1 rRNA gene is annotated in these 502 nt (G+C 50.6%); it reads left to right on the top strand.

Going from position 1 to position 502, the window contains the following annotated elements:
• Positions 1 to 502, top strand: a 23S ribosomal RNA gene (locus tag ABFX36_RS19010); the annotation flags it as partial.

Here is a 502-nt window from a genome sequence, read left to right as displayed (position 1 = left end):
CAGTCAGAGGCGATGAAGGACGTGCTAATCTGCGATAAGCGTCGGTAAGGTGATATGAACCGTTATAGCCGACGATTTCCGAATGGGGAAACCCAGTGCAATTCGTTGCACTATCATTAACTGAATACATAGGTTAATGAAGCGAACCGGGAGAACTGAAACATCTAAGTACCCCGAGGAAAAGAAATCAAACGAGATTCCCCCAGTAGCGGCGAGCGAACGGGGAACAGCCCAGAACCTGAATCAACATCAGTATTAGGAGAACGGCCCTGGAAAGGCCGGCCACAGCAGGTGATAGCCCTGTATCCGAAAATGCTGGTGTTGTGAGTTCGATGAGTAAGGCGGGACACGTGTTATCCTGTCTGAATATGGGGGGACCATCCTCCAAGGCTAAATACTCCTGACTGACCGATAGTGAACCAGTACCGTGAGGGAAAGGCGAAAAGAACCCCGGCGAGGGGAGTGAAAAAGAACCTGAAACCGTGTACGTACAAGCAGTGGG

Source organism: Gordonia cholesterolivorans (assembly GCF_039531975.1).
GTDB lineage: Bacteria > Actinomycetota > Actinomycetes > Mycobacteriales > Mycobacteriaceae > Gordonia > Gordonia sihwensis.
The sequence above is the reverse complement of the archived record's forward strand: the minus strand, read 5'-3'. Positions and strand labels throughout refer to the sequence as shown.